Below are 25,424 nucleotides of genomic sequence, written 5' to 3'. Positions count from 1 at the left end.
CGGTCGGCGGGTTCCGCCTGCCGGGCGGCTAGCGTCCGCGCGCGATTTGCGCGCCGCCGCACACGATTTGAAAATGCACTACTCTGCAAATTGATCTGCGCTCGCTGGCGAGCGGTGCCGGCCTTTTGCGCCGCGACGCCGATGCGTCATCGTCCCGTTCCGCCCCGCGCGGCGCAGGCCCGGAACAACCGCGCGTCCTGCACCATTTTGGGACGCTCTGCTTCTTCGACAGGAGTCGTCGATGACAGCCATCGGTCTCGAGTTCGATCAGTTGCAAAGCAGCGTCGAAGCGCTGCGCCGTTCCCTCTCCAATCGCCTGATGTACGGTGTCGGCAAGGACGCCGTCACGGCGCGTCCGCAAGACTGGCTGCACGCCGCGGCGCTCGCCGTGCGCGACCGCCTCGTCGAGCGCTGGATGATCACCACGCGCCGCCAGTACGATCAGGACGTCAAACGCGTCTATTACCTGTCGATGGAGTTTCTCATCGGCCGCACGTTCTCGAACGCGCTGATCGCACTCGGCATTCACGAGCAGATGAAAGAGGCGCTCGCGAGTGTGGGCGTCGACATGGAGACCGTGCTCGATTACGAGCCCGACGCCGCGCTCGGCAACGGTGGCCTCGGCCGGCTGGCGGCGTGCTTTCTCGATTCGATGGCGACGCTCGGCATTCCGGGCTTTGGCTATGGCATTCGCTACGACTACGGCATGTTCCGCCAGCAGATCGTGAACGGCGAGCAGGTCGAAGCGCCTGACTACTGGCTGCGCTACGGCAACCCCTGGGAGTTTCCGCGGCCCGAGGTCCAGTACCCCGTGCATTTTGGCGGCCGCACCTTGCAGCGCAACGGGCATGTGGAGTGGGTCGACACGCAGCATGTGAACGCCATGGCCTACGACACGGTGATTCCCGGCTACGCCACGAGCGCGACCAACACGCTGCGGCTGTGGTCCGCGCGCGCGGATGAAGAACTCGATCTTTCGGCGTTCAACCAGGGCGACTATCAGCGCGCCGTGGAAGCGCGCAACATCTCCGAGAACGTCTCGCGCCTGCTCTATCCCGACGACTCGACGATGGCCGGGCGCGAGTTGCGCCTGCGCCAGGAGTATTTCTTCGTCTCGGCGACGATGCAGGACCTGATTCGCCGCTACCTGCGCACACACAGCACGTTCGGGCGCTTCTCCGAAAAGGTCGCGGTGCACCTGAACGACACGCACCCGGTGCTGGCGATTCCTGAATTGATCCGCCTGCTCGTGGACGTGCATCATCTGCCGTGGGACGATGCGATGGCCCACGTGCGCCGCGTGTTCTCGTACACCAACCATACGCTGATGCCCGAAGCGCTGGAAACCTGGGACGTCGAACTATTGGCGCGTTTGCTGCCGCGCCACCTCGAAATCATCTTCGACATCAACGCGGCGTTCCTGCGCGAAGCGAGCGACCGCGGCGCGCACGATCTCGACCAGATCCGCCGCATCTCGCTCGTGGACGAATACGGCCAGCGCCGCGTGCGCATGGCCTATCTCGCGATCGTGGCGAGCCAAAAGGTGAATGGCGTCTCGAAGTTGCACTCGCAACTGATGACGCGCGATATCTTCGCCGACTTCGCGCGCCTTTTTCCCGACCGCTTCACGAATGTGACCAACGGCATCACGCCGCGCCGCTGGCTCGCGCAGGCGAACCCGCCACTCGCGCACCTCGTGGACGAAGCGATCGGGCCGCGTTGGCGCAGCGATCTCTTCGAATTGGGCGCGCTGCGCAAGCTGCGTGGCGATGCCGCGTTCGAAGCCGCGTTCCGCGCGGCCAAGCGCAGCAACAAGGTGCGCCTCGCACACCGCGCGTTGCAGCGCACGGGCATTGTCTTCAATCCCGACGCGCTGTTCGACATGCAGGTCAAGCGCATTCACGAGTACAAGCGTCAGTTGCTCAACGTGCTGCACGTGATCACACGCTACAACCGCATTCTGGAAGCGCCGGAGCGCGACTGGGTGCCGCGCGTCGTGCTGTTCGCGGGCAAGGCCGCCTCGGCCTACCGCATGGCGAAGATGATCATTCACCTGATCAACGACGTGGCCGCGAAGATCAACAACGATCCCGTGGTGGGCGATCGCCTCAAGGTGGTGTTCGTGCCGAACTACGGTGTGAGCGTGGCCGAAATGCTGATACCCGCGGCGGACCTTTCGGAGCAGATCTCGACGGCGGGCACCGAAGCGTCGGGCACCGGCAACATGAAGCTCGCGCTCAACGGCGCGCTCACGATGGGCACGCTGGACGGTGCGAACATCGAGATCGGCGAGGCCGTGGGGCAGGACAACATCTTCATCTTCGGGCACACGTCCGATCAGGTCGACCAGTTGCGTTGCGCGGGCTACCGGCCGCGCCAGGTCTACGAGGAAAACGCCGAGTTGCGCCGCGCGCTCGACCAGATCCGCACGGGCTTCTTTTCGCCGCAAGATACGGCGCGCTACACGGATATCTTCCACACACTCGTGGACTGGGGCGACCACTACCTCGTGCTGGCCGACTACTCGGCGTTCATCGAGGCCCAGGAAGCCGCCGACCAGCGCTTCATGGACGTGCCGGCGTGGACCGCGAGCGCGATCGAAAACGTGGCGGGAATGGGAAAATTCTCATCGGACCGTGCGATCGCGGAGTACGCCCGCGATATCTGGCACGTGAAATCGATCGAGATGGAGTGAGGGGCAGGTCTGCCGTGCCACCGGCAGAATCAGGGCGCCGTTGGCCGCGTCGTGCCGCCTTCGGCCTGGGCCGCTTGTGCGGCCTTGGCGATGCGTACTGCCTCGACCACGCGTTCGAGGAATGCCGGGTCGAGGCTCGTGACTGCCTCGCGCGATTCTCCGCCCGTCACGACATAGAGCCGATGGATGGCCTCTTGCCAGAGCCACGCGAGCCAGCCCACCACGATCACCATCACGCCGCACGCGAGACCGGCCGCCGAGCCGAGCACGCCGCCCACGACAGCGCCGGCGGCACCGACGAGGCTGATCGCGACGGGCACGGCGCGGCTGCGCCGCCCGATGACGATGCGCACGTCTTCGATGTCGCGCATGGGGAAGACCTGGCCGGCTGCGGAGAGCGCGTTGCGCGTGACCGAGACGGCGGCTTCGTTGAAAGGGAGTTCCATCGGTTCGATAGCTGCGAGGTGAGAGAGCGCAGCGTACCAGAAGCGGGGCCAGGGTGGGGCCGTGGCGGGCATAACGTCGCAGGCCGCACGCATGGCCAGCCGCTATACTTGCGCGCTTTTATTGCCCAAGTCGGCACCAGGGATTCACCATGAGCGCATTGCCACGCTGTCCGAAATGCAATTCCGAGTTCACCTACGAAGATGGCGACGTCTACATCTGCCCGGAGTGTGCGCACGAATGGTCGCGGCAAGCCGCCGCGCCGGCCGAAACGGCGGGCAGGGTGTATCGCGACTCGGCGGGCAATGTCCTTCAGGACGGCGATACCGTCACGGTCATCAAGGACCTGAAACTCAAGGGTTCCGGTGGCGTGATCAAGATGGGCACCAAAGTGAAGAATATCCGCCTGGTGGACAGCGACCACGATATCGATTGCAAGATAGACGGCTTTGGCGCGATGAGCCTCAAGTCGGAGTTCGTCAAGAAGGCGTGACGAAGGGCGTCCAGCGCCCGCCGGTTTTGCCCTTGCGCCGCGGCAGAACTGCGATGAACCAAAAAAAAGCGGGGCATCCCAAGGGATGCCCCGTCCGGTAAGGCGCGGCGTGCAGCGTGCGCTGCGGCGCGCCGAGCAGAGCCGGCGGGATGAGCCGCCGGCTGCCGCTGTTGCTTAGAACTTGTGGCGGATACCGACGCGAACCGCGACTTGATCCTGCGAACCCGTGCCCGACGGCTGGAAAATGTTCGAGCCCGAGTCGCCGATCTGCGCCTGAACCTTCTGGCCGTTCGCGAGCGTGCCCGACGCGTCCTGGTACGACACGAGGCCGTACACGTCGGTGCGCTTGCTGAGCGCGTAGTCAAGCGATGCGTTGACCTGGTTCCAGTGAGCCGTCTGGCTGCCCGAGGTGCGCGAGTACGTGTAGCCAAGGCCTGCCGACAGAGCCGGCGTGAAGGCGTACTTGCCGCCTGCTTCGTACGCGTTGTAGAGCGTCGACGAACCGGCGATCGGCGAGAGCAGCGTGTTGGTCCACAGGGCCCACAGCGTTGCCGGGCCGACGATGTAGCGGCCACCCACGCCGAACGAGCGCAGGTCGCGCAGCGTGCCCTGCGGCACGTTGGCGATCGTCGTCGTCGTCGACGGCGTGGTCTGGCCCGGGTACGTGATGTTCGTGTACGCAGCGCCGAGGCTGAACGGGCCGTAGCCGTAGTTCGCGCCGAAGCTGTATGCGCGCGACGAGCCGGCGACCGGGTTGGCCGTCGTGCCCGTTGCCGGTGCGCCGGCGAACGAGGTCGAGTTCGAGAAGCCATACAGACCGCCGAACGTGAAGCCCGAGAAGTTCACGCTCTGGAACTTGACCGCATTGTTGATGCGGCTCGAGGTCAGCTGGTCGATATCGTTGAAGTGGTAGGCCCAGTTACCCGAAACCGTGTTGCCACCCGTCGAGTACTGCGAGCCGAGAATGTCCGTGTTGAACGAGTATTGACGGCCGAACGTCAGCGAACCGATGTTCGATTGCGTCAGACCGACGAACGCTTGACGGCCGAACATCGCGCCGCCCTGGCCAGCCGTGCCGTTACCGCTGTTGAAGCCGTTTTCGAGCACGAAGATCGCCTTCAGGCCGCCGCCCAGGTCTTCCGTGCCGCGCAGGCCCCAACGGCTGCCTTGAGCTACGCCGTCACCATACGAGAACTGATGCGAGCTGCCGTTCGTCGCATTCTTCACGTTGCTGATGTAGTTCACACCCGCGTCGATCACGCCGTACAGCGTCACGCTGCTTTGTGCGTGGGCAACGCCTGCAATCGAGGCAAGAATAGCGGTGGTCAGAATTTTCTTTTTCAACTGTTTCTCCGGGTAAAGGAAAGATGACTACTCCAGCCTCTTATGGGCCGGTCAATGCGACGGGCTGCAATTTAAGGGTCGACAACGAAAGGAATGTGACAGTAAGGCTTTGTAGGGAAATTGTCGTCGTTCTGTTGTGTGGATGCGACACACGGCTTGCGCGCGGGAAGAACGGCGCATGAGGCCCGCCAATACTGGGTTCGCGGCCGATTTTCCTGTCAATTTGAAAGGCCGGATTGCGGCATTCGGCCATATAAAATTTTTTTCTAAGCTTTCTTCTATTTGCCGGGTTAATCGATCTTTTGAATCTGGCTTCAAGTTGGAATTGATTAATCTCAAGAACGCATTAACGGCCGATCAATGCGCGCTTTACATGGCTGATTGCCATCGATTCATGGAAGTTTGAAATTAGCTATCCGAAATAATTGAAATAACGGGGAAAGCTCATGAAAAAAGGGCTCGCACCGGTGGTGCGAGCCCTTTTACGGTAAGGCGTTGCCGTTACAGCGAGAGGAGCGAGCCGCTGCGAATGGGCTTTTCACCGGCAATGCGTGCGACCTCCATGCCGGCCGTCGCGAAGCGCGCGCTGTGGCGTGCGTACATCACGCCGCTCACGCCCGCATGCAGCGTTGTCACGGTGTCGGCGAGCGGGTCGATGACATCGGCAATTGCCGCGCCCCGCTCCACCCACGTGCCGCAATCCACGCGGAACACGAGCACGCCGCTGGCAGGCGCCACGATCGGCTCCGTGCCCGCGAGCGGCGTGGCCGCATGGGCGAGCGGCGGCAGCGGCGCCGCCGTGCCTTCGATCACGCCGCGCCCGATCAGATAGTCGACGATGGCCTGGGCGTCGTGTTCGGCGAGCTCGTGCGAAACGTCGCGCTGGCCGCGCAGCTCTACCGTGACCGAAATCGAGCCGTACGGAATGGGATAGCGCTTGCCGAAATGTTCGCGCAGCTCCGACCAGCAGAAGCTGTGAATCTCGTCGAACGGATTGCCGATCGAGTTGAGCGCGAGGAGCGACGCCTTCGCGTCGAGATAGCGCGCGAGCGGTTCGACATCGGGCCACAGCTCGGGGTTCGTGTAAATGTGCATGGCGGCTTCCCAGTCGCAATGCAGGTCCAGCACGATGTCGGCGTCGTACGAAAGGCGTTGGAGCGCGAGCCGCATCGAATCGAGTTCGGTCTTCGGCTGCTGCGTGGCCAGCGCTTCACCCATGGCCGCGCGGATGGCCGTACGGTTCGCGGCTTCGTCGGAGCCGAGACGCGCCTCGATATTGGGCATCACGAGCGCGGTGAGCTCATGGAAATTGCGGTTGAAGTTCTGCGCCGTGTTCGATTCGAAGCGGCCGATCATGTGCCCGAGCCAGTGCTGATTCAGGCCCACGGGGTTGGGCACCGGCACGATCACGATTTCGCCGCGCAGGCGGCCCGCGGCTTCCAGCTCCGCGAGCTTGCGGCGCAGCGCCCACGAGACGAGCATGCCCGGCAGCTCGTCGGCGTGCAGCGAGGACTGGATGTAGACCTTCTGGTTAGCGCCGGCTTTGCCGTAGTGGAAACTGACAAGTTCCCGCGCGGTACCGAGGGCGGGCGCGATCAACGGGTGGTTTCGGGTTTGCATGATGAATGCGCGAGGCGCGTCGGCCCGCAAAAGGTGTTGGAGTGAATGTGGCCCCGCAGGAACACGCAGGGGCCGTAGACCGATCTTAGCCGATTCAGCGCGGCGCCGGAACCAGCCCGCCTGAGCGCATGTCCGGCATCGCCCATAAAATACGGAATCCGAAATAAAAATCCGCAAAAGAAAAAACCCGGACGCTAGTCCGGGCTTCGTGCGCCGTGATGCAGCGCCGGCGCGATGCGGTGCTTAGGGTGCTTAGCCGCCGTACACGTCGAAGTCGAAGTACTTGGCTTCGATCTTCTTGTACGTGCCGTCCTTGATCATGTCGGCGATCGCCTTGTCGATCTTCGTCTTCAGGTCGGCGTCTTCCTTGCGCAGGCCGATAGCGGCGGCGCCCGTCGGGATTTCCTTGCCGGCGAACTGGAAGCCAGCGCCGCGCGGGGTCTTCAGGAAGCCCAGATCCGCTTGCACTTCATCCTGCAGCGCTGCGTCCAGACGGCCCGAGATCAGGTCGGCATAGACCTGGTCCTGGTTCTGGTAAGGAACGACGTTCACGCCCTTCGGTGCCCAGTTTTCCTTGGCATAGGTTTCCTGGATCGTGCCTTGTTCGACGCCAACCGACTTGCCCTTGAGCGAGTCAGCGCTCGGCGCGAGGCTCGAGCCCTTCTTGGCGACGAGGCGCGTCGGCGTGTTGAACAGCTTCGCCGAGAAGGCGATCTGCTGCTCGCGCTGCGGGGTGATCGTCATCGACGAGAGCACGCCGTCGAACTTCTTGGCCTTCAGGCCCGGGATCATGCCGTCGAAGTCTTGCTCGACCCACACGCACTTGGCGTTCAGGCGCTTGCAGATTTCGTTGCCGAGGTCGATGTCGAAGCCGACCAGCTTGCCATCGGGTGCTTTGGATTCGAACGGTGCGTAGCTGGCGTCGACGCCGAAACGCACGGTGGACCAGTCCTTCGCGTGGGCGACGCCGGCCGAGACGGCGAGCAGGGCAACCGAGAGGGTGGCAAGCAGTTTCTTCACTATGGGTACTCCTCGAGATGGTTCAGGGCGCGCCGCGTGCGGTCGTGCCGCCAAGGCGCATTTTCCGGCGCGGCTCGCGCTGGATTATTGTTGGACCCGCCAGCCTGCAGCCAGCAAAGCGCGGCAAGCTTACCAGGTCAAAATTGCTGCGTCGCTAGTGTAATACCGGATAGCGGGAAAGTGACCCGCTAAGTGTACGCCCGTGCGCTTGTACGATTTAACGCAAAGCCTTGTGGGATAAGGCGTACGAGCCAGTACGGGCGGGCCGTTGCGAGGCGCTTTAGAGGGGTTGCACGATGCTCGGCCGCAACAGTCGGAGGAATGCGAGGCGGCGTGAGCGCGGCGTCGTCAACGATATGAAGGGAGATTGAAATCGAATCGATGGCGCGCCGTCGGCTTTCGGTCTGGATGAAGCCAACCGGCGCGCCGTTTTTGTCGCGGTGCAGCAGATCGAGCGGCTGCACCGCGTCAACTCCGTCAGACCACGCGCACACCTGCGCGCCACGTCGCGCGCGGCACGGGCAGCGTGTCGAGCATGGTCACGCGCACGAAGTCCGCGCGCAGGCCCGGCTCGATCGCGCCGCGGTCGTGCAGGCCCGACTTGCTGGCGGGTTCCCACGAGACCGTGGCGAGCGCGCGCGGCAGCGTCCAGTCTGCCTTGGTCACGAGGTCGAACGCGGCGGTCAGGAGGCTCGACGGCACGTAGTCGGAAGAGAGGATATCGAGCAGGTCGGCCTGCGCCAGTTCCAGCGCCGAGACGTTGCCCGAGTGCGAGCCGCCGCGCACGACATTCGGCGCACCCATGATCGTCGCGATGCCGCGCTTTTTCGCTTCCTCGGCGGCGACGCGCGTGGTCGGGAATTCGGCGAGCACGATGCCTTCGGCGGCGGCTTGCTCGACGTGCTCCACGAGCGTGTCGTCGTGGCTCGCGAGCGGGATGCCGCGCGCGCGGCAACGCTGCACGATCTCGAGACGGTGCGCGTCGGCGTAGCGCTCCTGCTCAGTGGCCATTTCGGCGAGCATGGTGTTCGTTTGCTCGTCGGTCCACTTGCCGTGGCGCTCCTGAAATTTGCGCCACTGCTCGCGGTCGTGCCACTGGCGCTGGCCCGGCGTGTGGTCCATCACCGAGGCGAGGCGCAGCAGCGGGTGGCCGCTGAGCGTGTCGAATAGCTCGATCACGTCTTCGGTGGCGATTTCGCAGCGCAGATGCAGGAAGTGCTCCGCGCGCAGCAGGTTGCGCTCGGAAAAGCGCTTGAGGGCGTTGGCGCTCGCAAGCTGCACGTCGCGGCCGCGCACGCCCACGGCGAGGCGCGTGCCGATGGCGAGCGCGTCGAATACCGTGGTGATGCCGGCGGCCGCGATCTGCGCGTCGTGAATGACGAATGCGGCGTCGGTGTTCCAGTGCACGCCGGGGCGCGGCGCGAGGTGCTTTTCCAGGTTGTCGGTGTGCAGTTCGACGAGGCCGGGCAGCAGGAAGTCGCCTTCCCAGTCTTCGGCTTCGCTCGCGGCGGTCGAGCCGCGCGAGATGTCGCGGATCTTGCCGTCTTCCACGCTTAGCGTGCCGGTGAAAACTTCGTCTCGCGTCACGATGCGAGCGTTTTTGATCAACATCGTCAGGCTCCGTATCAGATATCGGTTGGTGCCGTTCAGGCGGTATTCAGGCTGCAGCGGTGAGCGGCGCATCGTTTGCGCTCGCGCGCGGCGCGGTGAGTTCGAGCACGCGTGTGGCGACGCGCGCGCGCGTGTCCTCGTCGTGGAACACGCCGACGATCGCCGCGCCGCGCTCGCGCGCCTCGCCAATCAGGCTCGCGACGACTTCGCGATTTTCCGCGTCGAGCGAGGCCGTGGGTTCGTCGAGCAGCAGCACGCGGTGCTGCGCGATCAGGCCCCGCGCGATGTTCACGCGCTGCTGCTCGCCGCCCGAGAACGTGGCGGGCGCGAGCGGCCAGAGGCGCTGCGGCACGTTCAGGCGTGCAAGCAGAGTTTGCGCGCGCTCGCGCGCTTCGTCTTCCTCCACACCGCGCGAAACGAGCGGCGCGGCCACGAGGTCGAGCGCACTCACGCGCGGAATCACGCGCAAAAACTGGCTCACGTAGCCCACCACGTTGCGGCGCAGGCGCAGGATGTCATGAGGCGCTGCGCCCGTGATTTCCAGATGCTCGAGCGGCGCGCCCTCGTCGCGGATGGCGATCGAGCCGCCGCTTGCGAGATAGTTGCCGTACAGGCAGCGCAAAAACGTGCTCTTGCCCGCGCCCGACGGTCCGACCAGAACGATGCATTCGCCGCGCTCCACGTCGAGCGAAACGCCTGCGAGCGCTTCGATGCCGATGCCGCCCTGGCCGTGCAGCGTGAAGGTCTTGCGCACGTCTTCGGCGCGCAGCATGAGCGCGGGGCGTTCGATGAACGCGCGCGTGCCGCGGCCTTCGCGCGCCGCCGACGATTCAGCCGATGATGAAGTGAAAGTCATGTCGATCATCCTAGACCGGCAGCACGGAGGCCACCAGCGTCTGCGTATAGGGATGTTGCGGGTCGTCCAGCACCTGGTCGGTCAGGCCCGATTCGACCACCGTGCCGCCTTGCATCACCATCAAGCGATGCGCGAGCAGGCGCGCCACGCCAATGTCGTGCGTGACGATCAGCACCGAAAGATGCAGCGTGCTCGTGAGCGTGCGCAGCAGGTCGAGCAGGCGCGCCTGCACGGACACGTCGAGACCGGCCGTGGGTTCGTCCATGAAGACGAGGCGCGGCCCCGTGACGAGGTTGCGCGCGATTTGCAGGCGCTGCTGCATGCCGCCCGAAAACGCCGAGGGCAAGTCGTCGATGCGCTGGGCGTCCAGCTCCACGCGCTGCATCCATTGCTGCGCCGTGTGGCGGATCTGCCCGTAGTGGCGCGCGCCCACGGCCATCAAAGGCTCGCCGATATTGGCGCCCGCGGAAACGCCGGCACGCAGGCCGTCGCGCGGATTCTGCTGCACGAAGCCCCATTCGGTGCGCGCTAGCAGGCGCCGGCGCGGCTCGGAAAGCGTGCGCAGGTCGAGCGTTTCGCCATTCGAGTTCGTGTAGTGCAGCGTGCCCGAGTCGGACTCCGTGCACAGCGCGAGCGCGTTGAGCAGCGTGGTCTTGCCCGAGCCCGATTCGCCGACGATGCACAGCACCTCGCCGGGATACAGGTCGAAGCTCACGTCGCGGCAGCCGTTTCGGCCGCCGTACTGCTTCGTGAGCGATCTTGCGCTTAGCAGCGGCGTCATGCGTTTTCTCCTGCTTCGTTCGTTGCGTGCGCATCGAGATCTTCGCGGCGGTCGTGGCAGTAGTCGCTGTCCGAGCACACGAACATGCGCTTGCCCGCGTCGTCGACGATCATCTCGTCGAGGAAGCTTTCGCGCGAGCCGCACAGCGCGCATGCATGCTCCCAGCGCTGCACTTCGAATGGATGGTCGTCGAAGTCGAGGCTCTTTACCGGCGTGTACGGCGGAATCGCGTAGATGCGGCGCTCGCGGCCCGCGCCGAACAACTGCAGCGCGGCGTTCATATGGAGCTTGGGGTTGTCGAACTTCGGAATCGGCGAGGGCGACGTGAGATAGCGGCCATTCACCGTGACCGGGTAGTCGTACGTGGTGGCGATACTGCCGTGCTGCACGATGTCCTCGTAAAGCTTCACGCTGATGAGGCCATAGTCGGCGAGCGCATGCAGTTTCTTGCATTCGGCCACGCGCGGCTCCAGGCGGAACAGCGGCTCGGGCATCGGCACCTGGTACACGAGGATTTGCTTGTCGGTGAGCGGCGTTTCGGGAATGCGGTGCCGCGTCTGGACGATCGACGCCTCGCTCGTGCGGCGCGTGGTGGCCACGCCCGTGGTGCGCGCGAAGAAGCGGCGGATGTTCACGGCGTTCGTGGTGTCGTCCGAGCCCTGGTCGATGACCTTGAGCGTGTCCTTCGCGCCGATGATCGCCGCCGTCACCTGAATGCCGCCCGTGCCCCAGCCATACGGCAGCGGCATTTCGCGCGAGGCGAACGGCACCTGGTAGCCCGGCACGGCCACGGCCTTGAGCAGCGCGCGGCGCAGCATGCGCTTGGTCTGCTCGTCGAGGTACGCGAAGTTATAGCCCGAGACGGCCTGTGTTTCGTGCGACGCGAGTTCGGCTGCGGGAGATTGCAAGGTATCGGGCGCGTTCATGCGGCCTCCTTGTTTTGCGCTTCGGCGTCGACATCGGCGCCGCTTTCGTGCTGTGCGCGCAGCTTGCGCACGAGTTCCAGCTCCGCCTGAAAATCTACGTAGTGCGGCAGCTTCAGGTGTTGAACGAAGCCCGAGGCTTCCACGTTGTCGCTGTGCGAGAGCATGAATTCGATGTCCTGAGTCGGCGAGGCGATCGTCTCGCCCAGCTCCTCGGCGCGCAGCGCGCGGTCGACGAGCGCCATCGCCATGGCCTTGCGCTCCGCGTGCCCGAACGCGAGGCCATAGCCTTGCGTGAATTGCGGCGGCACGTCTTTCGCGCCCGCGAACTGGTTGATCATCTGGCACTCGGTCAGATCGATCTCGCCCATTTCGACGGGCTCATCGAGTTCGTCCAGCATCATTTCTACGCAGACCGAACCAAAACGGATCTCGCCCGCGAACGGGTGCGAATGCGCGTAGCCGCGCTGCGTGGCATAGCCCATCGCGAGCAGGAAACCCTCGTCGCCGCGGGCGAGATTCTGCAGGCGCACGGTGCGATCGGCAGGAAACGCCAGCGGCTCGCGCGAGAGGTCGCCGGGTTCGCGCGCTTGCGGCGAGCGCGTTTCCTGTTCGATCAGGCCTTCCTTGTCGAGCAGCGAGACCACGCGCGGCATGGCCTCTGCGGGCGGCGTTGCGCGCGGCGCCTCGGGCGTGGCGGTCTCCGCGCTGTCGCCTTCGGCCAGCAGCGCGAAGTCGAGCAGGCGCTGCGTGTAGTCGTAGGTCGCGCCGAGCACCTGGCCGCCGGGCACATCCTTGAAGGTCGCGGAAATGCGGCGCTCCACCACCATGTTTTCCGTTTCGACCGGTTGCGTATAGCCAAAGCGCGGCAGCGTGGTGCGATAGGCGCGCAGCAAGAAGATCGCTTCGACGAGATCGCCTGCTGCCTGCTTGATCGCGAGCGCGGCGAGTTCTTCGTCGTAGACCGAACCTTCGGCCATCACGCGCGCCACGGCGAGGCGCATCTGTTCGCGGATCTGCGCAACGCTCAGCTCGGGCACGCGCGTGTCGCCGCGGCGTGCTTCGTCGAGCAGACGCCACGACGCTTCGATCGCGCGTTCCCCTCCTTTGACGGCGACGTACATCAGTGCATCTCCACGAGTGTGGTGCGCGGCAGGCCCATCAGACGGTCGCCACACACGAGATAGAAGTCGATGCCGCACGGGAAGTGCGGTGCGAGGGCGGCGCGTTCGCGCCAGAAGCGCTCGGGCAGGCCGGCGGGCGCGATGCTGCAGGTCGTTTCGATGCCAGGGCCGCGCAGCGTGAGCGGCGCGCCGCCCGTGAGCGAATCGACGCGCACGAACACGGTGGCCGACTGCTCCGGCGATTCGGGCGTGCCGCACGCGAAGGCTTCGAGCGGCGGCAGCGCGGCCGCGTTATGAACGTAGGCGAACGCGGCTTCGCGCGCTTCCTGCGCAAACGGCGCGCCTGCGTGAAAGCGCAGCGCGGCTGCGAGCGCGGCGTCGGGCTGGGCGAGCCAGACCGGCGTCGCGTAGTCCGCGAGTGCGAGCAGCGAGGCGAAGGCGGCGAGGCCGGCGCGCGCGGGCGAGGCATTCGCCGCCGTGGCCGCGGGCAGCGGCGTTTCGATGACGCCGATCGTGCCGGGGCGCGCGAGCGCGTCGAGCAGTGTGCGGAACACGGTCTGCGTGTCGTGAACGGGATCGCCGAAGCCGGGCGCGAGCGCCGCGAGCAAATCGGGCGTCATGGCATTGCGTTCGTTGCTCATGCATCACCTCGAACCATCGTGAAGAACTCGACCCGCGTGCTGGCGGCGTCGGCGCGGCGTGCGTCGCGTCGTGCGGCGAGGCGCGCCGCGAGCGGTTCGATCAGCTGCACGCGCAACTGGTCGTGGCGTGCGGGCAGCTGCAGCAGCGCGTCGGCGAGCGCGGCCAGCTCGGCGCGGCGTTTATCGCGGCCCAGATGGCAGGCCACGCCGACCGGGCCGGGCGCATTGGCATCGGCGCCTTCAATGCCATTGGCGTTTGAGGCGCGCAGGCGCAGCGTGGCGCGCGTGACGGTGGCTTCGCCCAGATTGAAGGCGTCGCCGGTGCCGCCAATGCGCCCGCGGACCATGGCGAGTCCGGTTTGTGGCGGACGCAGCCAGTCGAAAGCGGGCTCGGGTGCACCGGCGAGCGCGTCGCTGAGCGCCGCTTCAAGCTCGGCGCGCGGGGTGTGCGCGAGAACGGCCATCCATGCGCGCCGGGTGGCCGTCGCGGAGGATGGGGTGGAGGAAGCGTTCATCGGAGTTCCTGTGTCGTGAACGGGTGAGAACGGACATGGCAACTGCGCCTGGCGAACAGCCCGGGTCTGCACATCGATTGAACCATCTATTCATCTAAACGTCTAGACGTTTAGTGGTACAGTCGTCCAACGCGAGCGCAACGGAGGTTTTCATATTTCCATCACGCCCTGCGCACTACAATGCACAAAACGCTATTGGAACCGAGAGGAATGACAGCACCATGACATCGAACGACGAGGCGCCGTCGAGCCTGCTTGAGCGCGGCGCGGGGGTGGCGGTGTGGCGGCAGATCGAACAGATCCTCGCGGCGGAGATCGCTGCGAAGGGCTTCGGCGAAGACGGCCGGCTGCCTAGCGAGGGCGAGCTTGCGCGCCGCTTCGACGTGAACCGCCACACGGTGCGGCGCGCGATGCTGGGCCTCGCGGCGCTGGGCCTCGTGAGCGTGGAGCAGGGGCGCGGCACCTTCGTGCAGCCCGGCGCAATCGATTACACCATCGGCAAGCGCACGCGCTTTACGGAGAATCTGAAGCGTCATCAGCATGCGGCGGCGGGCAAGCTTCTCGCGTCGTCGCGCGGCAAGGCGGACCCCACGGTCGCCAAGGCGCTCGGGCTGCGCGCGGGCGCGCTCGTGTACCGGCTCGAAACGCTGCACGAGTCGGACGGCGTGCCGCTCACGTATGCGCGCAGCTGGTATCCCGCCGCGCGCTTCGCCGATCTGCCCGTCGTCATGGAACGTGTCGACAGTACGTCGAAGGCGCTCGCCGAATACGGCGTGACGGACTATCTGCGCAAGTGGAGCCGTATTGGCAGCGTGCTGCCCGATGCCGAAGTGGCGCGCCGCCTGAACATCAACCGGCAGCAGCCGGTGCTGTGGGTCGAGAACGTCGACGTCGATCTCGATGGCGTGCCGATCAAGTACGGCGTCACGCACTTCGCCGCCGACCGCGTGCAGCTGATGGTGGAGCACGACCTATGAGCGTGCTGCACGAAGCCTGGAGCGAAGCCGCGCGCTTCGCGCTTTACTATGCGCCGCCGCGCGAGTCGGCGTGGTGGCAGGCGGGCTGCGCGTGGCTTGGCCGCGATCCGGAAACGGGCGACACCCTCGCGCCGCCGCCGTGGCTCACCGGCTTGCCGCAGCCGCTGGAAACGCTCTCGGTCGCGCCACGCCGCTATGGCTGGCACGGCACCCTTGTGCCGCCATTCCGTCTGTCGCGAGGCGTGACGCCCACGGCGCTCCTTGCCGCCGCGCAGCAGTGGGCGCAGGAGCAGGCGCGCTTCGAAGCCCACGTCGAAGCGGCGTTGCTCGGCCGCTTCGTGGCGCTGCGCCCCGCCGACGACGCCGGCGAAGCCGCACTGCGCGAACTGGCAGCCAACGCACTGCGCGCGCTCGGTTCGCTGCGCGCTCCACAAACGCCCGCCGAACTTGCGAAGCGCCTGGACGCGCCGCTCACGTCGCGCCAGCGCGCGTACGTCGAAGCGTGGGGCTACCCGTACGTGTTCGAAGAATTCCGCTTTCACATGACGCTATCCGATTCGCTGAACGACGCGCAAACGTGCGCACAACTCGTCGATGCCTGGAACACGCGGATGCGCGATGCCGGCCCGCTGCCGGTGCAGGGCGCGGCGCTCTTCGTCGAACCCGAGCCGGGCGCGCCGTTCGTGCTGTGGCGCCGCCTGCCGTTCGCGGGGGAGCGCGCATGAAGGGCGGTCTGATCTACGTCATGGGGCCTTCGGGCGCGGGTAAGGACACGCTGCTGCGGTACGCGCGCGAGCGCCTGTCCGGTCAGGACGTCGTGTTTGCGCATCGCTACATCACGCGCGAGGACAGCGGCGGCGAGAACCACGTCGCGCTCACCGAAACCGAGTTCGAGGCGCGCTCGCAGCGCGGCCTCTTCGCGCTGCAATGGCGCAGCCATGCATTGCACTACGGCGTGGGCGTCGAGATCGACCAGTGGATGGCGCTTGGCTGCACCGTCGTGGTGAACGGCTCGCGTGCCTACGCTGGCGAGGCGTTCGAGCGCTACCCGCGCATGACGCTCGTGCATATCGAAGCCGCGCAGCACGTGCTGGCCGCGCGCCTCGCTTCCCGCGCGCGCGAAACGCCCGAGCAGGTTGCGGCGCGCCTCGCGCGGCGCGCGCCGTTCGAGGTGCCGGCGGGCGCGGCGTTCGCGCGTATCGACAACTCCGGGCATCTGGAGGAAGCGGGCGAGGCGTTCGTCGAACTCGTGCGGCAGGCGGCGGCGGGGTAGCCAGCGCCGCGCTTAACAGCCGCTTAAGGGCTCGACCGGGCTGGGGGATTTTTGGTTGGGTGCGGTTGCCGTGAGAAGATTCAGGCGACCCGAGAACTCAACGAGAATGCCCTTGGACCGTTTCCAGGAGATGCAGATTTTCACGCGCATCGTCGACCGCCGCAGCTTCACGCAGGCGGCCGAGGATCTGAACCTGCCGCGCGCGACGGTCACCAATTCGATCAAGCGTCTCGAAGCGCGCCTGGGCGTGCGCCTGCTCGAGCGCACCACGCGCCAGGTGAAGCCGACGCTCGACGGCGACGCCTATTACCAGCGCTGCATGCGCCTGCTCGCCGACCTCGAGGAAACCGAGGAGGCGTTTCGCGACACCGATCCGCAGGGGCGTTTGCGCGTGAACATGCAGGGCACGCTCACGCAGTATTTCGTGATGCCGCGCCTGCCCGACTTTCTCGCGCGCTACCCGCGCATCGAGCTTTTTATCGGCTCGGGCGACCACTTTGTCGATCTCGTGCGCGAGGGCGTGGACTGCGTGCTGCGCGCGGGCGAGCTGGCCGACTCGTCGATGATCGCGCGGCGCGTGGCGCTGCTCGAGCAGGTGACCTGTGCGAGCCCCGCGTACCTTGAACGGCACGGCGACCCGGAGTCGATCGAGGCGCTCGCGGGCACACGCACGGAACATCCTGGCCGCGCAGGTCATCGGGCCGTGAACTATGTTTCGCCGGCTACGGGCCGTGCACTTCCGCTCGAATTCACGACACCCGAAGGTGTTGTCAACGTGACGCTGCCGGGTCCGGTCGCCGTGAATGGCGCGGAACTCTACACGTCGGGCGCGCTGGCGGGGCTCGGTATCGTGCAGGTGCCGCGCTATCGCGTGCGCGAACTGCTCGCCAACGGCGAGCTTTGCGTGGTGCTGCCTGACCACCCGCCGCCGCCGTTGCCAGTTTCGGTGCTGTATCCGCAGAACCGCCAGCTGTCGCTGCGCGTGCGCGCTTTCGCGGACTGGCTCGTGCAGGTGTTTGCCGAGGTCGCCTGAACTGGCTTCGAGCGCGCCGGGCGGCGCGCTCAGTTGCGAGAAGTGGCGGGAAGCGGCGAACAGTCGCCTTCAGGTGCGCCGCGCGACCATGCCGGACACGCGCGCCGCGGCTTGCTGGAGCGGATCGAGGAAGGTCTTCACCATCTGCTTGGCGGAAGTGCGCTGCGCGTTGCCGCTGATGTTCATCGCGGCGATCACGCGGCCTTGCCGGTTGCGAATGGGCGCGGAGATCGAGATGAGCCCGCCTTCCAGTTCCTGATCGACGATCGCCCAGCCCTGCTGGCGCACCTGCGCGATGATCTTCTTGAGTTCGCCGACGTCGGTGACCGTGCGCGCCGTATGCGCGTAGAGCGGCGAGGAGCCGAGCGTTTCGTCGAGCGCGGCGTCGTCGAGCGAGGCGAGCAGCACACGCCCCATCGAGGTGCAATACGCAGGCAGGCGGCTGCCGATCGAGAGGTTGATCGTCATGATCTTGTGCGTGGGCACGCGCAGCACGTAGACGATCTCGGTGCGGTCGAGCACGGCCGCCGAGCAGCTCTCGTGCACCTCCTGCGAAAGCGCTTCCATCACCGGCTCGGCGAGATTCCAGAACGGCATCGACGTGAGGTACGCGAAGCCGAGGTCGAGAATGCGCGGAGTGAGGCGAAAGAGCCGCCCCTCCGCTTCGACGTAGCCGAGCGTTTGCAGCGTGAGCAGAATTCGGCGCGCCCCGGCGCGCGTGAGGCCCGTGGCGGCGGCGACGTCGGTCAAGGTCTGCTCGGGATGCTCGGCGTTGAACGCGCGGATGACCGAAAGCCCGCGCGCGAACGACTGCACATAGGAGTCGCCCGGCTTTTCGGGGATCTCCTGCTGGTCGGCGGAGCGGTTTGGCGAGGCACTGGAAGCGGAATTCATGGGCGTGGCGGTCGATCTTGCTGCGGCGCTTGGATAGGCTATCAAGATAGCGCAAGCGATCGGTTTCGCCAACAAGCGGCGGGGTCGAAGGGGGCACAAACCTTCGGGGCGGGGCGCCCGAGCAAACGTCGATCGCGCGGTGCGCCATGACATGCGTCAAATGCGCACATTGGATCAATTGACATTCAATTATTTGATTTCAGTCAATTAGCTGTGGTCGAGAAATATTGACGTATGAGCCGATTATTTAAGTCTGAATATTGGCATGTCATGACATTAAAATCAGGATAAAAGCGACGTCGAAATTCGAATGAATTGGCATATTTTCTGACAATTCATCGATCGCACCGCGCATCGCTTCGATCCCCTCCTTTGCCTGCGCGCGCGCTGGGTGTCGCGCTGAAACCGCCGCACCGTGGTCGTTTGCGAGATGAAAGCTATTAGAAAGATAATTGCGGCTTTCCGTCGCGCTTGCCTGGGCGAGCTTTGTCCCGCTCGCGAATCCTTAGCAAAGATCAAATTTTGAGATTGGTGCTTTCCGTAGAATCGCGCTGAATACGATACGGGTGCATTTTGCGTGGCGAATTTGCGATGCAAATGTGTTGGGTGTTTCGCGTTTTGGTGGACAACGGAAGAACAGGCAAACATGAAAGACAGAAAAGCCTTTAAAAGGTGGTTAATCCCCCTCGGCAGCGGGCTGCTCGTTTCTCTTGCGGGGTGCAGCGGCAATTTCGCCGTGCTGGACCCGAAGGGCAGCGTGGGCGCGGCCGAGAAGTCGCTCATCCTCACGGCCACGTGGGCCATGCTGCTGGTCGTGGTGCCCGTCATCATCCTGACGCTCGTGTTCGCGTGGCGCTACCGCGCTTCGAACCGCAACGCGACCTACGCGCCGAAGTGGGCCCACTCCACGGTGATCGAAGTGGTGGTCTGGGCCATTCCGGCCGCGATCATCCTGTTCCTCGCCATCCTCACGTGGCGCACCTCGCACGAGCTCGATCCGTACAAGCCGCTGGAGTCGAGTGTGAAGCCCATCAACGTCGAAGTCGTCGCGCTCGACTGGAAGTGGCTCTTCATCTACCCGGACCTCGGCATCGCCACGGTGAACCAGCTTGCCGTGCCGGTGGGCACGCCGGTCAACTTCCGCATCACGTCGGACGCGGTGATGAACTCGTTCTTCATCCCGCAGCTGGGCACCCAGGTCTACGCCATGGCGGGCATGCAAACGCGTCTGCACCTGATCGCCGACGAAGCCGGCGATTTCGACGGTCTCTCGTCCAACTACAGCGGCAAGGGCTTCTCGGACATGAAGTTCCGCACGCTCGCCACGAGCCAGCAGGACTTCGACGCGTGGGTGCAGAAGGTGAAGGCGTCGTCCACCCAGCTTTCGATGGACGAGTACGCAACGGTTTCGCAGCCGCAGGAGAAAGCGCCGGTGCAGTACTTCTCGACCGTCGACCCGAAGCTCTTCAATAACATCATCGCGAAGTACAACAACGGGCACGTCACGAATTTCGACCCGTCTTGCGTGACCAAGGGGTAAGCAGCATGTTCGGAAAACTCACATTAGAGGCGATCCCGTTCGATCAGCCCATCATTGTGATCGCGGCGGCGTTCATGGCGCTGATCGTGATCAGCGCGCTCGGTCTCGTTACGGTGACTGGCAAGTGGAAGTACATCTGGACCGAGTGGCTCACCAGCGTGGACCACAAACGCATTGGCGTGATGTACATGATCGTGGCGGTGCTCATGCTCGTGCGCGGCTTCACCGACGCGGTCATGATGCGCGTGCAGCAGGCCCTGGCGTTCAATTCGCCCGGCTACCTGCCGCCACACCACTTCGACCAGATCTTCACGGCGCACGGCGTCATCATGATCTTCTTCATGGCGATGGCGCTCATGGTCGGTTTCTTCAACCTTATCGTGCCCCAGCAGATCGGCGCGCGCGACGTGGCGTTCCCGTTCCTGAACTCGCTCTCGTTCTGGATGACGGTGTTCAGCGCGATCCTCATTAACCTCTCGCTCGTGATCGGTGAGTTCGCGAAGGTGGGCTGGCTTGCGTATCCGCCGCTTTCTGAGCTGCAGTTCAGTCCGGACGTGGGGGTGGATTACTACATCTGGGCGGTCCAGCTCTCTGGCGTCGGCACCTTGATCACGGGCGTGAACTTCTTCGTCACGATCATCAAGATGCGCGCGCCGGGCATGACGCTCATGAAGATGCCGGTGTTCACGTGGACGGCGCTGTGCTCGAACGTGCTCATCATGGCCACGTTCCCGATCCTCACGATCGCCGTGGCGCTGCTCGGCCTCGACCGCTACGTCGGCACGCACTTCTTCACGAACGACGGCGGCGGCAACGCCATGCTGTATCTGAACCTGATCTGGGCGTGGGGCCACCCCGAGGTGTACATCCTCGTGCTGCCTGCGTTCGGCATCTATTCGGAAGTGATGGCCACGTTCTGCAAGAAGCCGCTGTTTGGCTACAAGACGATGGTCTACGCCTCGTGCGCGATCATGGTGCTGGCGTTCCTCGTGTGGGCGCACCACTTCTTCACGATGGGCTCCGGTGCTGACGTCAACGCGTTCTTCGGCATCGCGACGATGATTATCGCCATTCCAACCGGCGTGAAGATCTTCAACTGGCTGTTCACGATGTACCGCGGCCGCGTCCACTTCACCGCGCCGGTGCTCTGGACCATCGGCTTCATGGTGACGTTCTCGATCGGCGGCATGACCGGCGTGATGATGGCGATTCCGGGTGCGGACTTCGTGCTGCACAACTCGCTATTCCTCGTCGCGCACTTCCATAACGCCATTATCGGCGGCGTGGTGTTTGGTTACCTCGCGGGTCTGCAGTACTGGTTCCCGAAGGTGTTTGGCCTGAAGCCCAGCGAAAAGCTCGGCAAGGCGTCGTTCTGGTGCTGGTTCATCGGCTTCTACGTGGCTTTCGTGCCTATCTATGTGCTCGGCTTCATGGGCGCCACGCGCCGCACGAATCACTACGACGTGCCGGAATGGCATCCGTACTTCGTCGTTGCCGCCATTGGTGCAGCGATCATCGGGCTCGGTATCGTGTTGCAGGTCCTGCTGTGGGTGATGGCTTTCGTGAACCGCAACAAGGCTGAGTGCCAGGACGTGAATGGCGATCCGTGGGACGGCCGCACGCTCGAATGGGCAACGTCCTCGCCGCCGGCGGTCTACAACTTCGCGGTCATTCCGCAGGTTGAAGAGATCGACGCCTTCGCGCATATGAAGGAAACGGGCCGCGGGTACGGGCTCGCCGCGAAATACACGGACATCCATATGCCGTCCAACACGGCGGCGGGCCTCATCATCGGCATTCTTAGCCTCGTGCTGGGCTTTGCCGCCGTGTGGCACATCACGTGGCTTGCGGTGCTCGCCTTCGTCGGCATTGTGCTGACGATCATCATCAAGAGCTTTGGCAAGAACGACGGTTACTACATTCCGGCCGCGAAGGTCCGCGAGATCGAGGAACGGCGCTTCGGCACCGGCGTCGCCGTGGCCAAGCGTGATCTGGTCGCCGAGGAGGCAATCTGATGTTGCAGAAAACCAATGCGGCAACCCTTGCCGAACTCGATCACCACGATCATCCTGAGTCGCACTCGGTATTCGGCTTCTGGGTCTACCTGATGACCGACTGCGTGCTGTTCGCGGCGCTGTTCGCCACGTTCGGCGTGCTGGGTCACCAGTTCGCGGGCGGCCCGACGGGCAAGGACCTGTTCGATATTCCGGGTGTTGCGCTCGAAACGGCCGTGCTGCTGCTTTCGAGCATCACATACGGCTTTGCGATGCTCGGCGCGCAGCAGCGCAAGAACGGCATGGTACTCGGCTGGCTCGCTGTCACCTTCGTGCTGGGTGCGTCGTTCCTCGTGCTCGAACTGCGCGAGTTCTCGCACCTGATCGCAGAAGGCGCCGGCCCGCAGCGCAGCGCGTTCCTTTCGTCGTTCTTCACGCTTGTCGCCACGCACGGCCTGCACGTGTTCTTTGGCCTCGTGTGGATGCTCGTGATGATGATCCAGGTGGTTCGCGCGCGGCAGCTTGGCGAGCAGGAAATCCGCCGCCTCACGTGCCTGAGCCTCTTCTGGCACTTTCTCGACGTGGTGTGGATCTGCGTGTTTTCTTTTGTCTATCTGGGGAGCGTGCTCTAAATGGCTCAATCTCATGCTCATGCAGAGTCGCACGGCAGCCTCGGCAGCTATGTGGCGGGCTTTCTTCTTTCGGTGCTGCTGACTGCCGGTGCATTCGGCGTTGTCCTGCACGGCTCGCTCGACGCCACCACGGCCATGATCGCGATCGCCGTGCTCGCCTTTGTGCAGGTGGTCGTACACCTCGTGTTCTTCCTGCATCTGAACACGTCGCCGGGGCAGGGCTGGAACGTGCTGTCGCTCGCGTACACGGTGCTGGCCGCCGCGTTCCTGATCTTCGGCACGATCTGGGTCATGCACAACGTCGGCATGCACATGATGTCGCGTTAAGCCTTTGTCCCACTGGCCGGCGCTTCGCGCCCGCCTGAACTCGCGAAGCCGCACGGGCACCCTCCCTGTGCGGCTTTTTCGCTTTTGGCGCCACTTGTCCGCGTGCTTGACACCCGTCCCGGGACGCGCCTATTATGGCCGTCAAATTGTTCGATTAACGATCATTGGTTCGACAGTCGAACAAATCGCACGAGGACGTGCGCGTTCGATCTCCCATTTTCGCCCGCGCAGTCCGTCAATCTCAATCATCTTGGCATGGGATCGCATCAAGAGCTTGCGATCGAAAGGAGACTCACATGACGGAAGCATTCATCTGCGACGCGATTCGCACGCCTATTGGCCGCTACGCGGGCGCGCTTGCCCAGGTTCGCGCCGACGACCTCGGCGCCGTGCCGCTCAAGGCGCTCATGGAGCGCAACAAGGACGTGGACTGGACGGCGGTCGACGACGTCATCTACGGTTGTGCGAACCAGGCGGGCGAAGACAACCGTAACGTCGCGCGCATGTCGTCGCTGCTGGCTGGCTTGCCGCAAGCCGTGCCGGGCTCGACGGTGAACCGCCTGTGCGGTTCCGGCATGGACGCTGTGGGCATCGCCGCGCGTGCGCTCAAGTCCGGCGAAACGGGGCTGATGATTGCGGGCGGCGTGGAAAGCATGAGCCGCGCGCCGTTCGTCATGGGCAAGGCGGCGAGCGCCTTCGCTCGCGACGCCGCGATCTACGATACGACGATTGGCTGGCGCTTCGTCAATCCGCTGATGAAGCAGCAATACGGCGTGGACTCGATGCCGGAAACGGGCGAGAACGTCGCGGTCGACTACAACGTGAGCCGTGCCGATCAAGACGCGTTTGCGGTTCGCAGCCAGCAAAAGGCGGCGCGCGCGCAGGCCGACGGCACGCTGGCGCAGGAGATCGTCGCGGTGACGATTGCGCAGAAGAAGGGCGATCCGATTGTTTTCTCGCGTGACGAGCATCCGCGTGAGACGAGCCTCGAAGCGCTGGCCAAGCTCAAGGGCGTCGTGCGCCCGGACGGTTCGGTCACGGCTGGCAATGCTTCGGGTGTGAACGACGGCGCTTGTGCGCTGCTGCTCGCCAATGAGCAAAACGCCAAGCGCTTCGGGCTCGTGCCGCGTGCGCGCGTGCTGGGCATCGCAACGGCCGGCGTCGCGCCGCGTGTGATGGGCATCGGCCCCGCGCCCGCTACGCAGAAGCTCCTCGCACGTCTGAACATGACCATCGATCAGTTCGATGTCATCGAGTTGAATGAAGCTTTTGCTTCGCAAGGGCTCGCTGTGCTGCGCATGCTCGGCGTTGCCGATGACGATCCTCGTGTCAATCCTAATGGCGGCGCGATTGCGCTTGGGCATCCGCTTGGGATGAGCGGCGCACGGCTCGTGACGACCGCCACGTATCAGCTCCATCGCACGCAAGGGCGCTTCGCGCTTTGCACGATGTGTATCGGCGTGGGACAGGGGATTGCGATTGCTATCGAGCGTGTCTGATTTTCGGTCGCTCTGAAACGCGAAAGCCGCGGATCGATTGGATCCGCGGCTTTTTTGTTGTGCTGTGCGCCCTGGTTTTTCCTTGGGGCGGTGTTGCTCAGGTTGGGTCGGCCAGGTGCGGCAGCGACGGCAACGCCGAACGGTCTGCCGCTCTGGCGACGCCCTTGTCACGGTCCGCCGAGATGTGGCTGTTGGTTTCGCTCAAGCCCCGCTCGCTCATATGGCTTGCCGATCTTCCGTCCGCATGGAGACTGTGGCCGCGCGCGTGATGTCCCGCCCGGTCGCCCGCTCGCGCGAGTCCCTTGTCACGGTCCGCCGAAACGTGGCTGTTCGTGTTGCTGAACCCCGTGTGGCTCATATGGCCAAATGACATCCCATCCGCATGGCCAACACCCGCGCCCAACGCGGCGCCATGGCCGTTTCCACCACCGTTCCCGCCACCGCTGCCACCGCCGTTCCCGCCTCCGTGCGCATAAGCCGTAGCCGAAGCGCAAGCCAGCAAGCAGGCCACCGTTGCAATGATCGTTCGTGCTTTTCTCACGTTTGTCTCCCTAACGCTTTCGACGCGTCGATTGTATGAGCAGCACCGGTCGCAAGGTGTGCCCCATGTGTAATCGTCTGTAAGTGCTGTATCGAGTCTGTTGGTGTTGTCTCTCGTTGCGGTTGCACGACAGTGCTGGACGTTTGGTATGCCAACTTACAAAAGCCCGCGACATGGCTCTCCTGCATCCTGGCTGGGCAATCTCGTGTGCGGCGTAAGGGATTCCACTCATATCGGTCCGCCATCCGCTGGTGCACTGCGTCGATGCGCATCTCTTTTCGTGAAGATAGTCGTGCAATCAATCAAAATTATCTCGGTCAGCGGCAAGTATTCTGACTAAATGACAGAAATAGTGCTGAAAAACAGGTGTAAAAAATATGGATACCTAAATAATGGAGAGATTTCGGGATCGCTATGAAAACGCTTCCGTCTAGTGTGGAAACGTTTCCGGCTGCTTCCCGCATTGCTATACGTTAAGCACATGTCAATGCACACTGCAAAGCCGTGCGAAAAAAGTATTTCGCGCTACGCAATAAATACGCGCTTCGTTTCAACGCGCAATCTCGGAGGAATTTGAGTACCCGCAAACCCTTGGGAAATCATCCGTATTCATTGCCGATCGCTTGATCCGCTTCCGGCCACGTAGC

The 25,424-nt window shown here is 64.3% G+C and carries 23 protein-coding genes; 11 read left to right on the top strand and 12 right to left on the bottom strand.

Translation table 11 applies throughout. The features are described 5' to 3' along the window. The first annotated feature begins 241 nt into the window (after nt 1-241). Complete coding sequence (locus U5A57_RS13410; RefSeq protein WP_321911535.1) at nt 242-2,695, top strand: glycogen/starch/alpha-glucan phosphorylase; 2,454 nt, start codon at nt 242-244, stop codon at nt 2,693-2,695. Nucleotides 2,696-2,724: 29 nt separating this feature from the next. On the opposite strand, the gene U5A57_RS13405 is transcribed toward U5A57_RS13410, so the two are convergent. Continuing rightward, on the bottom strand, nt 2,725-3,141 hold the full coding sequence (locus tag U5A57_RS13405) for a DUF6232 family protein (protein WP_321911533.1): 417 nt from the start codon (nt 3,139-3,141) through the stop codon (nt 2,725-2,727). A 149-nt stretch (nt 3,142-3,290) separates the two neighbouring features. Here U5A57_RS13405 and U5A57_RS13400 point away from each other — a divergent pair, with 149 nt between their 5' ends. Next, nucleotides 3,291-3,632, top strand: a complete 342-nt coding sequence (locus tag U5A57_RS13400; RefSeq protein WP_321911531.1) for a zinc ribbon domain-containing protein YjdM — start codon at nt 3,291-3,293, stop codon at nt 3,630-3,632. Nucleotides 3,633-3,806: 174 nt separating this feature from the next. On the opposite strand, the gene U5A57_RS13395 is transcribed toward U5A57_RS13400, so the two are convergent. From U5A57_RS13395 to phnG, 10 genes are all read right to left on the bottom strand, one after another. Further along, on the bottom strand, nt 3,807-4,976 hold the full coding sequence (locus U5A57_RS13395) for a porin (RefSeq protein WP_321911528.1): 1,170 nt from the start codon (nt 4,974-4,976) through the stop codon (nt 3,807-3,809). Between the two features lie 501 nt (nt 4,977-5,477). Then, entirely contained in the window at nt 5,478-6,596 is a 1,119-nt protein-coding gene (locus tag U5A57_RS13390; RefSeq protein WP_321911526.1) for a succinylglutamate desuccinylase/aspartoacylase family protein, read from the bottom strand. A gap of 252 nt (nt 6,597-6,848) precedes the next feature. Continuing rightward, a complete protein-coding gene (locus U5A57_RS13385; RefSeq protein WP_321911524.1) occupies nt 6,849-7,616 on the bottom strand; it encodes an ABC transporter substrate-binding protein in 768 nt (255 codons plus the stop codon). Between the two features lie 477 nt (nt 7,617-8,093). Beyond that, nucleotides 8,094-9,227: an alpha-D-ribose 1-methylphosphonate 5-triphosphate diphosphatase gene (locus tag U5A57_RS13380; protein ID WP_321911523.1), complete on the bottom strand. Its 1,134-nt coding sequence runs from the start codon at nt 9,225-9,227 to the stop codon at nt 8,094-8,096. 46 nt (nt 9,228-9,273) lie between these two features. Then, complete coding sequence (gene phnL, locus U5A57_RS13375; protein WP_321911522.1) at nt 9,274-10,083, bottom strand: phosphonate C-P lyase system protein PhnL; 810 nt, start codon at nt 10,081-10,083, stop codon at nt 9,274-9,276. A gap of 10 nt (nt 10,084-10,093) precedes the next feature. Beyond that, entirely contained in the window at nt 10,094-10,864 is a 771-nt protein-coding gene (gene phnK, locus U5A57_RS13370) for a phosphonate C-P lyase system protein PhnK (RefSeq protein WP_321911520.1), read from the bottom strand. Beyond that, nucleotides 10,861-11,790 (bottom strand): alpha-D-ribose 1-methylphosphonate 5-phosphate C-P-lyase PhnJ, encoded by a 930-nt coding sequence (locus tag U5A57_RS13365; protein WP_321911518.1) that lies wholly within the window; start codon nt 11,788-11,790, stop codon nt 10,861-10,863. Before U5A57_RS13365 ends, phnK begins: the two co-directional genes overlap by 4 nt. Next, on the bottom strand, nt 11,787-12,911 hold the full coding sequence (locus tag U5A57_RS13360) for a carbon-phosphorus lyase complex subunit PhnI (RefSeq protein ID WP_321911516.1): 1,125 nt from the start codon (nt 12,909-12,911) through the stop codon (nt 11,787-11,789). The genes U5A57_RS13365 and U5A57_RS13360 overlap by 4 nt, the downstream gene beginning before the upstream one ends. After that, nucleotides 12,911-13,552 (bottom strand): phosphonate C-P lyase system protein PhnH, encoded by a 642-nt coding sequence (gene phnH, locus U5A57_RS13355; protein WP_321911515.1) that lies wholly within the window; start codon nt 13,550-13,552, stop codon nt 12,911-12,913. The genes U5A57_RS13360 and phnH overlap by 1 nt, the downstream gene beginning before the upstream one ends. Further along, complete coding sequence (gene phnG / locus U5A57_RS13350) at nt 13,549-14,067, bottom strand: phosphonate C-P lyase system protein PhnG (protein WP_321911514.1); 519 nt, start codon at nt 14,065-14,067, stop codon at nt 13,549-13,551. The genes phnH and phnG overlap by 4 nt, the downstream gene beginning before the upstream one ends. Nucleotides 14,068-14,288: 221 nt before the next feature. Between phnG and phnF the strand changes: the two genes are divergently transcribed. From phnF to U5A57_RS13330, 4 genes are all read left to right on the top strand, one after another. Next, on the top strand, nt 14,289-15,044 hold the full coding sequence (gene phnF, locus U5A57_RS13345; protein WP_321911513.1) for a phosphonate metabolism transcriptional regulator PhnF: 756 nt from the start codon (nt 14,289-14,291) through the stop codon (nt 15,042-15,044). Continuing rightward, nucleotides 15,041-15,769: a DUF1045 domain-containing protein gene (locus tag U5A57_RS13340; protein WP_321911512.1), complete on the top strand. Its 729-nt coding sequence runs from the start codon at nt 15,041-15,043 to the stop codon at nt 15,767-15,769. Before phnF ends, U5A57_RS13340 begins: the two co-directional genes overlap by 4 nt. Then, on the top strand, nt 15,766-16,317 hold the full coding sequence (phnN, locus tag U5A57_RS13335) for a phosphonate metabolism protein/1,5-bisphosphokinase (PRPP-forming) PhnN (protein ID WP_321911510.1): 552 nt from the start codon (nt 15,766-15,768) through the stop codon (nt 16,315-16,317). Before U5A57_RS13340 ends, phnN begins: the two co-directional genes overlap by 4 nt. Before the next feature lie 112 nt (nt 16,318-16,429). Continuing rightward, nucleotides 16,430-17,350, top strand: coding sequence for a LysR family transcriptional regulator (locus U5A57_RS13330; RefSeq protein ID WP_321911508.1), 921 nt, complete (start codon nt 16,430-16,432; stop codon nt 17,348-17,350). A gap of 69 nt (nt 17,351-17,419) precedes the next feature. Here the strand turns inward: U5A57_RS13330 and U5A57_RS13325 are convergent, their stop codons facing one another. Next, nucleotides 17,420-18,244, bottom strand: a complete 825-nt coding sequence (locus U5A57_RS13325) for an IclR family transcriptional regulator (protein ID WP_321911506.1) — start codon at nt 18,242-18,244, stop codon at nt 17,420-17,422. Nucleotides 18,245-18,890: 646 nt separating this feature from the next. Between U5A57_RS13325 and cyoA the strand changes: the two genes are divergently transcribed. The 5 genes from cyoA to pcaF all read left to right on the top strand — a co-directional run bounded on the left by cyoA (nt 18,891) and on the right by pcaF (nt 24,236). After that, nucleotides 18,891-19,784, top strand: a complete 894-nt coding sequence (gene cyoA / locus U5A57_RS13320; RefSeq protein ID WP_321911505.1) for a ubiquinol oxidase subunit II — start codon at nt 18,891-18,893, stop codon at nt 19,782-19,784. 5 nt (nt 19,785-19,789) lie between these two features. Continuing rightward, nucleotides 19,790-21,799, top strand: a complete 2,010-nt coding sequence (cyoB, locus tag U5A57_RS13315; RefSeq protein ID WP_321911503.1) for a cytochrome o ubiquinol oxidase subunit I — start codon at nt 19,790-19,792, stop codon at nt 21,797-21,799. After that, on the top strand, nt 21,799-22,410 hold the full coding sequence (cyoC, locus tag U5A57_RS13310; RefSeq protein ID WP_321911501.1) for a cytochrome o ubiquinol oxidase subunit III: 612 nt from the start codon (nt 21,799-21,801) through the stop codon (nt 22,408-22,410). The genes cyoB and cyoC overlap by 1 nt, the downstream gene beginning before the upstream one ends. Continuing rightward, on the top strand, nt 22,411-22,737 hold the full coding sequence (cyoD, locus tag U5A57_RS13305; RefSeq protein ID WP_321911499.1) for a cytochrome o ubiquinol oxidase subunit IV: 327 nt from the start codon (nt 22,411-22,413) through the stop codon (nt 22,735-22,737). A 296-nt stretch (nt 22,738-23,033) separates the two neighbouring features. Beyond that, nucleotides 23,034-24,236 carry a 3-oxoadipyl-CoA thiolase gene (gene pcaF / locus U5A57_RS13300; protein ID WP_321911496.1) on the top strand — a complete coding sequence of 401 codons (1,203 nt, stop codon included), beginning with the start codon at nt 23,034-23,036 and terminating at the stop codon, nt 24,234-24,236. The last annotated feature ends 1,188 nt before the right edge of the window (nt 24,237-25,424 follow it).

The organism is Paraburkholderia sp. J11-2 (genome assembly GCF_905220185.1).
Classification (GTDB): domain Bacteria; phylum Pseudomonadota; class Gammaproteobacteria; order Burkholderiales; family Burkholderiaceae; genus Paraburkholderia.
The sequence above is the reverse complement of the archived record's forward strand: the minus strand, read 5'-3'. Positions and strand labels throughout refer to the sequence as shown.

What these genes read in the sequence shown, in the direction of transcription:
- phnF (WP_321911513.1), top strand. Translation starts at nt 14,289, where the DNA reads ATGACATCGAACGACGAGGCGCCGTCGAGCCTGCTTGAGCGCGGCGCG.
- phnK (WP_321911520.1), bottom strand. Translation starts at nt 10,864, where the DNA reads ATGACGCCGCTGCTAAGCGCAAGATCGCTCACGAAGCAGTACGGCGGC.
- cyoD (WP_321911499.1), top strand. Translation starts at nt 22,411, where the DNA reads ATGGCTCAATCTCATGCTCATGCAGAGTCGCACGGCAGCCTCGGCAGC.
- phnN (WP_321911510.1), top strand. Translation starts at nt 15,766, where the DNA reads ATGAAGGGCGGTCTGATCTACGTCATGGGGCCTTCGGGCGCGGGTAAG.
- U5A57_RS13410 (WP_321911535.1), top strand. Translation starts at nt 242, where the DNA reads ATGACAGCCATCGGTCTCGAGTTCGATCAGTTGCAAAGCAGCGTCGAA.
- pcaF (WP_321911496.1), top strand. Translation starts at nt 23,034, where the DNA reads ATGACGGAAGCATTCATCTGCGACGCGATTCGCACGCCTATTGGCCGC.
- U5A57_RS13405 (WP_321911533.1), bottom strand. Translation starts at nt 3,141, where the DNA reads ATGGAACTCCCTTTCAACGAAGCCGCCGTCTCGGTCACGCGCAACGCG.
- cyoB (WP_321911503.1), top strand. Translation starts at nt 19,790, where the DNA reads ATGTTCGGAAAACTCACATTAGAGGCGATCCCGTTCGATCAGCCCATC.
- U5A57_RS13325 (WP_321911506.1), bottom strand. Translation starts at nt 18,244, where the DNA reads ATGAATTCCGCTTCCAGTGCCTCGCCAAACCGCTCCGCCGACCAGCAG.
- U5A57_RS13400 (WP_321911531.1), top strand. Translation starts at nt 3,291, where the DNA reads ATGAGCGCATTGCCACGCTGTCCGAAATGCAATTCCGAGTTCACCTAC.
- U5A57_RS13390 (WP_321911526.1), bottom strand. Translation starts at nt 6,596, where the DNA reads ATGCAAACCCGAAACCACCCGTTGATCGCGCCCGCCCTCGGTACCGCG.
- phnL (WP_321911522.1), bottom strand. Translation starts at nt 10,083, where the DNA reads ATGACTTTCACTTCATCATCGGCTGAATCGTCGGCGGCGCGCGAAGGC.
- U5A57_RS13340 (WP_321911512.1), top strand. Translation starts at nt 15,041, where the DNA reads ATGAGCGTGCTGCACGAAGCCTGGAGCGAAGCCGCGCGCTTCGCGCTT.
- phnG (WP_321911514.1), bottom strand. Translation starts at nt 14,067, where the DNA reads ATGAACGCTTCCTCCACCCCATCCTCCGCGACGGCCACCCGGCGCGCA.
- U5A57_RS13360 (WP_321911516.1), bottom strand. Translation starts at nt 12,911, where the DNA reads ATGTACGTCGCCGTCAAAGGAGGGGAACGCGCGATCGAAGCGTCGTGG.
- U5A57_RS13365 (WP_321911518.1), bottom strand. Translation starts at nt 11,790, where the DNA reads ATGAACGCGCCCGATACCTTGCAATCTCCCGCAGCCGAACTCGCGTCG.
- phnH (WP_321911515.1), bottom strand. Translation starts at nt 13,552, where the DNA reads ATGAGCAACGAACGCAATGCCATGACGCCCGATTTGCTCGCGGCGCTC.
- U5A57_RS13380 (WP_321911523.1), bottom strand. Translation starts at nt 9,227, where the DNA reads ATGTTGATCAAAAACGCTCGCATCGTGACGCGAGACGAAGTTTTCACC.
- cyoC (WP_321911501.1), top strand. Translation starts at nt 21,799, where the DNA reads ATGTTGCAGAAAACCAATGCGGCAACCCTTGCCGAACTCGATCACCAC.
- cyoA (WP_321911505.1), top strand. Translation starts at nt 18,891, where the DNA reads ATGAAAGACAGAAAAGCCTTTAAAAGGTGGTTAATCCCCCTCGGCAGC.